6 protein-coding genes and 1 pseudogene are annotated in these 7,025 nt (G+C 32.2%); 5 read left to right on the forward strand and 2 right to left on the reverse strand.

The window, feature by feature from the left end:
• Window positions 1–242: 242 nt before the first annotated feature.
• From galT to M663_RS0105440, 5 genes are all read left to right on the forward strand, one after another.
• Complete coding sequence (galT, locus tag M663_RS0105420) at window positions 243–1,214, forward strand: galactose-1-phosphate uridylyltransferase (RefSeq protein WP_029688228.1); 972 nt, start codon at window positions 243–245, stop codon at window positions 1,212–1,214.
• Window positions 1,215–1,238: 24 nt separating this feature from the next.
• On the forward strand, window positions 1,239–2,816 hold the full coding sequence (locus M663_RS0105425) for a hypothetical protein (RefSeq protein WP_029688229.1): 1,578 nt from the start codon (window positions 1,239–1,241) through the stop codon (window positions 2,814–2,816).
• Window positions 2,809–3,975 (forward strand): glycogen synthase, encoded by a 1,167-nt coding sequence (gene glgA, locus M663_RS0105430; RefSeq protein WP_004400270.1) that lies wholly within the window; start codon window positions 2,809–2,811, stop codon window positions 3,973–3,975. The genes M663_RS0105425 and glgA overlap by 8 nt, the downstream gene beginning before the upstream one ends.
• Window positions 3,976–4,056: 81 nt before the next feature.
• Complete coding sequence (locus M663_RS0105435) at window positions 4,057–4,677, forward strand: DedA family protein (RefSeq protein WP_004400268.1); 621 nt, start codon at window positions 4,057–4,059, stop codon at window positions 4,675–4,677.
• Entirely contained in the window at window positions 4,650–5,759 is a 1,110-nt protein-coding gene (locus M663_RS0105440; protein ID WP_004400267.1) for a GNAT family N-acetyltransferase, read from the forward strand. Before M663_RS0105435 ends, M663_RS0105440 begins: the two co-directional genes overlap by 28 nt.
• A 35-nt stretch (window positions 5,760–5,794) precedes the next feature.
• On the opposite strand, the gene M663_RS0105445 is transcribed toward M663_RS0105440, so the two are convergent.
• Together M663_RS0105445 and M663_RS0105450 are read right to left on the reverse strand one after the other, a co-directional pair.
• Complete coding sequence (locus tag M663_RS0105445; RefSeq protein WP_273702648.1) at window positions 5,795–6,541, reverse strand: DUF881 domain-containing protein; 747 nt, start codon at window positions 6,539–6,541, stop codon at window positions 5,795–5,797.
• 176 nt (window positions 6,542–6,717) lie between these two features.
• Window positions 6,718–7,025 (reverse strand): annotated as a pseudogene (locus tag M663_RS0105450) (hypothetical protein); the annotation flags it as partial.

The following is a 7,025-nucleotide window of genomic DNA, read 5'->3' on the forward strand; positions in this document are numbered from 1 at the left end:
AGTTTTTTGTTTTATTTTTTCCTTCATGAGGAGAAATTATTAAAAAATGAATTAGTAATCTTCAAAAAAACATTGACAATTTTAAAGGAAAAGTATATTATAATAGTAGAATGCATTCGGTTGCATAAAAGTTTTAGCATTTCTCCCCGATTTGATTAATTTTCATAATTAATCAAATTCTTTTTTTAATGTATGATGCATCCGATTGCATTTACTAAAAAGAATAGGAGAGGTCTTATAAAATGTCCGAAATAAGATATGACCTTATAACTGGTAAAATGGTAGTTATAGCTACAGAGCGAAGTAAAAGACCTCATGATTTTAACATAACTCATGGGGAAAAGAAAAATAATAATACTTGCCCTTTTTGCCCCGGGAATGAAGAGATGACTCCTCCTACTTTAGTTGAAATTAAGGATAAAAAAGGGAACTGGTTAGTGAGAGGATTTGAAAATAAATTTGCAGCCGTGAATAGGGATTTAAAGAGTTTTGAGGTACCATCCCTTTATAAATCGGAATATGGCTATGGTGTAGCGGAAGTGATAGTAGAGTCACCAGAACACGATGTAACTTTTGGAAGTTTATCTTTAGGGCAAATGCAAAAAGTTTTTATGGCAATAATTGAGCGTTATAAAAAAATTGCTCAAGACGATAAAATAAAATACATTCAGGTGTTCAAAAATTTTGGAGCAAGAGGAGGAGCTTCCTTAGAACACGGGCATTGGCAGATTATAGCTACTTCTTTTATTCCAGATGTAGTAGAAAAAGAGGTAACAGGTATACAAGAATATATTAAGAAGAAGGGCAAATGTCCTTATTGTGAAATTGTCAAATGTGAAAAAGAAGAAGGTAAAAGGATAATAGGTGAAAATGAGAATTTCATTGTTATCGCTCCTTATGCATCTCAATATCCTTATGAGTCATGGATAATACCCAAAGAGCATCAAGAGCGATTTGAAGAGTTAAAAGAAGAAAATATTGCAAATTTGACCGAAATTTTGAAGCCTCTTATAGAAAAGTACGAGAGAGAATTTAACTTTCCGCCATATAATATTGTGGTTCATACAGTACCAATTTCTGATATAAGAAATTATCATTGGCATATTGAAACTATTCCAAGGCTTACTGTGGCAGCTGGTTTCGAGTTAGGGACAGGAGTTTATATAAATCCTGTGCCACCAGAATTGGCAGCATCAGTTTTAAGAATAGAATGAAATTCTATTGAAAGAAGTGGTCAAATGTATATTGGTAAAACCTTCAACTTTGAAGATATACCTACAAAACTGAAAGATATAATTAAAAATATAGATAAAGACAATTTTAAAAAGTTTAGGTGGTTTCAGGAGAAGGCTTATAATATTTTAGATATATTTTTATTTGATTATGCAATATTGTCTAAAAAGGAAGCTGAGATTATAATTGCAGCTATTATAGCTTTTGTGGTGAAAGCTCCAACGAGTAAGAAAGAGATTACTTTGCTTTATTATGTGCCTTTAATTATAACTCCTTATTTTAGGAATAATGATTTAATAGATATTATTGAGAGTCCAAATTTAAAAGCTTTTATATACGATGGAATTGACGATATAAATTATGCTAAGTTTTTAAATAAAGCGTTAAGTGAAGAAACAGTTATAAAATTTGAGTCTGGTGCCCAATTAATTCCTTATAATCTTAAAAAAGACGATATATACAGTTCACGAAGGCTGAGCAATAAGTCCAGTAATAGTTTAACATTTTTACAAAAAGATGAAATAATAAAGACTTATAGAAAATTTGTAAAAGGAGTTAATCCTGACCTTGAAATGACTTTTGAACTTAAAAATGCAGGTTTTGGAAATGTTCAAGATATAAGAGGTTATTTTTTATATGAAGACAGTAGCGGAGATAGGTATACTGTTGCTATAATAGTGGAACACATTAAAAACATGGGAGACATGTGGCAATATACGCAAGAGTATCTGTCTTCTGTAATTTCTACTTTATCCGATTATGAGGAAATTGAAGAAAGTTACGTAGAAGGATACTTGAGCAATTACTTTGAAGAGGTAAGAGAGATAGCAAGGATAATTGCCGATATGCATATTAAATTGTCTTATATTGATAAAGAAGATTTTGCTAAAAGAAATGTTGAAATATCAGATGTTGAAGAAGTGTTGAAGAGCATAAAAAATAATTTCGCTAAACTTTTAAATTTTATAAAATTGTCTACTTTTGATGAACAAATAACTTCAATGATAGAAGAGATTGTAAAGCAACAAGAGTTTTTAATGAGCAAATTAGAAGAATTTAAAGATACTGCTGTTTTTGGCAAATATATAAGATGTCATGGAGACCTACACTTAGAGCAAATTTTAAAGACTGAAGAGGGATATGTGATAATAGATTTTGAAGGGGAACCGACAAAACCTATTGAGGTGAGGAGAAAAAAAATATTTCCCTTAAAAGATGTGGCAGGCATGGTACGTTCTTTTAGTTATGCTGCTTATGCTGCTTATTTTAATTATCTTAATGCAAAAGGTAAGTTGCAGGATGAAAAAATAGAAAAAGTGCTGTCAGTGTGGGAAGAAGCTGTCACGGAGACTTTTGTAGAAAACTATTTGGAATTGGTGACAAGTGAAGCACCAGACATTATACCAGAAGGTGAAAATTTCGATAAGGCTTTAGCTATTTTTAAATTAGATAAAGCTCTTTTTGAAGGAATTTATGAGGTAAATAATAGACCTTCTTGGTTTAAAATACCTTTAAAAGGTATTTTAGGGTGTATTGAGGATTTGAAATTAGAAAAACACGGATCGGAGGTAAACTATGGATAAGTTAAAAGTTACAATGTTTACAAATGAATACCCTCCTAATATTTACGGTGGAGCTGGTGTTCATGTAGATTATCTTGTTAGGGAACTGTCTAAACTGATGGAAGTAGACGTGAGATGCTTTGGTGACCAAGATTATACGGCTGATAATCTAAAAGTCCGTGGATATAAAGAATGGGATAAGTTAAAGGAAAATTCAGATCCAAGATATCAGAAAGTTTTGGGGCCTTTTTCCATTGATTTAGCAATGGTGAAGGATGAGATAGACTCAGATATTTTACACTGCCATACCTGGTATACTTTCATGGCGGGCTTTTTAGCTAAAAAATTGTATGATAAACCCCTTGTAGTTACAGTTCACAGCCTTGAGCCTTTAAGGCCATGGAAAGAGGAACAGTTAGGTAATGGATATAAATTAAGTTCTTGGATGGAAAGAACAGGGATTGAAGCCGCCGATAGGGTTATAGCAGTATCACAAGGTTCGAAAGAAGATATATTGAAGTATTACAATATTCCAGAAGAAAAAGTTGAAGTTATATATAACGGCATAGATTTGAACCAATACCAGAAAACAGATAGAAATATTGCTCGCCAAAAATATGGAATTGAGGGTAAATACATTCTCTTTGTAGGAAGAATATCAAGGCAAAAGGGCATTACTCATTTAATAGATGCAGTAAAGTATCTACCTAAGGATATAAAGGTTGTACTATGTGCTAGTTCTCCGGATACACAAGAGGTTTTAGAAGAAGTAGAGCAAAAAGTTAAACTTTACGACAATATTATTTGGATAAATAAAATGGTGGAAAAAGAAGAAATTATAGAGTTATACAGCAATGCGGAAGTTTTTGCATGCCCTTCTGTTTATGAGCCTTTTGGCATAATAAACTTAGAAGCAATGGCTTGTAAAACTCCTGTTGTGGCAAGTGCTACAGGAGGAATTAAAGAGGTTGTAGTTCATGAAGAGACAGGATTCCTTGTAGAACCAGGCAATCCTGAAGAATTAGCAAAATATATAAACATACTTTTAAATAACAAAGATTTAGCTATAAAGTTTGGAGAAAATGGGAGAAAACGTGTTGAAGAGATGTTTAGTTGGGAAAGCATTGCTAAAAAAACTTATGAGATGTACAAGGATGTAATAGAGAAATATAAAAAATAAATGCGCTAAGGCAGGGGTGACAATTGCCCTGCTTTGTTTATTTGTGCTATAATAAATTTAAAAATAATGGATGGTGTGGCCATGGAAGGACAATCTTTTCTTTATAATGCAATAATAAATTATGGATATATAGCGCTTTTTATAGGGCTTATGATTGAAGGAACGGGAATGCCAGGCCCTGTAGAAATATTATTTTTTGCGGCAGCGTATTTAGTCACAAAAGGGGATATGAACCTTTTTTATGTTATAGTCATCGCTGCTTTAGGAAATGTGACAGGAAATGTGATAGCTTATTTGGTAGGCTATTATAAAGGTAGGCCTGTTGTTGAAAAATACGGTAAATATTTAAAAATAACAGTAAAAGACCTTGAAGCTATGGATAAATGGTTTGCTAAATATGGAGGATTTACGGTTTTATTAGGTAGGCTTGTAGGTCTTCCAAGGACGCCGGCTATTTGGGCTTCAGGTATAACCCGTATGAATTTTACTGTGTATGTGATATTTTCTGCTATTGCTGATTTTATATGGTCTACTTTTTGGGCAGTAGTGTCTTATCTTGCTGCTATGCAATTGATTAAAATAAACTTTTTTGCGAAAAGTCAACCGCCTTGGGTATATTTTGCTTCTACAATAGGCTTTATGATATTTTTATATATAGTTTGGAGGGTACTTCTTTGGATGAAAGAAAAGTATCTAACGTAATTTTTGAGAAGATAACAAATGTTTCTGACCTTTTAGATATAGAGGATATATGGCATGAGTTAGAGAATGTGGCGGAAATTTATCCTTTTAATACTTTTGAATGGGTGTTAAACTGGTGGAAACATTTTGGATATGGTAAAAAAATGTTGGTATTACTGGTTTATGAAGAAAATATGCCCATTGGAATTGCGCCTTTTATGATAACATATTTTGAAAAAGGACTTTTGGTTAAAAGGATAAAATTTATAGGTTCTAACAATAGTGATTATCTTGATTTTATCGTGAGAAAAGGACATGAAAATGAATTTTATACAAGCTTAGTAAATTTTTTGGAAAGATATATAGATGCTTTTACTGTTTTAGATTTGGAACATATTCCTGAAAAGAGTGAGTTTTTCCCCTATATAATGGGTAGTAACCTTTATTACGATTATGATGTGCAAGATGTATGTCCTTATGTGGAATTACCTCAAAGCTGGGAAGAATATTTAAATAGTTTAGATGGAAAATTTAGACGAAATCTCAATTATGAAATCAGAAGGTTTTTTAAGGAATATGACGGAAGTTTTTCAATGGTGAAGGATATAGAATCGATAGATAGAGCAATTGATAATTTAATAGTTCTTCATCAAAGGCGATGGAGACAAAGGCACATGCCTGGAGCTTTTTATTCTAAGAGGATAAGGGAGTTCCACAAGGATGTGGCAAAAGACATGTTATCAAAAGGAGAATTGAGTCTTTTTGAATTAAAAGACGGGGGAAAAACAGTTGCTAGTCTTTTAAGTTATCATGTAGGGGGTAAAAGGTATTATTATATAAGCGGTTATGATTTGGATTATAGCAAAAGAAGTGTTGGCACTATAACTTTAGGTCTTGCTATAAAGCAGTCTATTGAAGAAGGAGATAGAATATTTGACTTTTTAAGAGGAGACGAAGAGTACAAAAAAAACTGGACTTCTTCAAAAAAGCGAAATATGCGATTTGTGGCGGCAAGGCCCACAATGGCAGGTAAATTTTTCTGCTACTACATAATTGCGGAAAACAAAATTATCAAAAAAATTAAAGACAGGTTTAGTGAATAGAACCTGTCTTTCCTATATTAAGAAGGTAAGAGGGTTTAGGGAGTCACAGGTTTAGCGTAAAAGAATTTAATAGGGTCACTGTATTTAGGCACTACTATTTTATCAGAAGTTTGTATATCTACTTTGATACCGTAAAATCTTAAAGTATCTACTATTCCGCCTTTTAAATTAAGGGCTGCTTGTAATGTGTCAGGGTCTCCTATTGCTTTTATTACGTAAGGAGGAGCGTACCTTGTAGAGTTTATGTTTATTGTGGGGCCTACACATCGTATCTCAGACATTGCAATTATTCTTTGGTCATTTATAGCTATTGCTTCAGCACCACCCGCTTTCAATTCATTTACAATATTTAATAAATCTTCATCATGGACTAAGTACAAATTAGGGTCTTCGCCGTCTCGAGGCTGTAAGTCGCTGTCATTTACCGTTACTATAACTCCTGGGCCTACCATATCTGTAAGTCCTGCTAAAATTTTATATTTTTCAACATCCTGCTGTAGATTTTTTAAAGCGGCATCATCTTTTGATGCAGCATCTTCGTACTCTTTAAATCTTTTAGTGAGTTCTTCTAATTGCTGTTCTAGATTTGCCTTTTCTTCTTGAGCTTTTTTGAGCTCCTGAGTAAGTTCTTCTAATCTTGCATAATTTGTAGCTGAAATAGAAGTAGGAGGTCTATTACCACCTTGTACAGTTTTAAATTGCATAGAAATCATGAGACCCATTGCAATAAATACAAGCATCAAGGATAAAGTTTGTAATGTTTTTCCTTTCAATTTCTCCACATCCTTTCTCTATATAAAAAGACGCATTCATCTTGCTTTTGGTTTCAGCTTATATACATTTCTATAAATAACTGTAACACTCTATAAATACTATAACATGGAAAATGTTAAAATTTATTAAGAAATTATTAAGTTTTTATTACAAAAAAGTTACAAAACCTCTGACATTTTTCATATCAGAGGTTGTTATTTTTTGTTTTATTTTCTAAAGAATTTTTTAATGACAATATTTCTTCTAATTCTTTATTGTATTTATCTATTTTCAACATAGTACTTCTATATAGGCGTATATCTTCTTCGTTTTTTTGTATACATTTTTTAAGGGAGTTTTTTACAGTTTCAAAAAGCGTATCATAAGTAATGTAATTATGCATTTCAAGGTCGGAGATTGGAACTGCGATTAATTCCTCCCCTTCTATTTTATAGTGATAAAAAGTGTTGTCGGGTTTTAAAACTATTTTTTCATCTATGCTTTTATCGTAGA

The sequence above is a fragment of the Thermoanaerobacter sp. A7A genome (assembly GCF_000445185.1).
GTDB lineage: Bacteria > Bacillota > Thermoanaerobacteria > Thermoanaerobacterales > Thermoanaerobacteraceae > Thermoanaerobacter.

Excerpts from the sequence above, each read along its gene's own strand:
- M663_RS0105425 (WP_029688229.1), top strand. The coding sequence starts at position 1,239 with ATGTATATTGGTAAAACCTTCAACTTTGAAGATATACCTACAAAACTG.
- galT (WP_029688228.1), top strand. The coding sequence starts at position 243 with ATGTCCGAAATAAGATATGACCTTATAACTGGTAAAATGGTAGTTATA.
- glgA (WP_004400270.1), top strand. The coding sequence starts at position 2,809 with ATGGATAAGTTAAAAGTTACAATGTTTACAAATGAATACCCTCCTAAT.
- M663_RS0105435 (WP_004400268.1), top strand. The coding sequence starts at position 4,057 with ATGGAAGGACAATCTTTTCTTTATAATGCAATAATAAATTATGGATAT.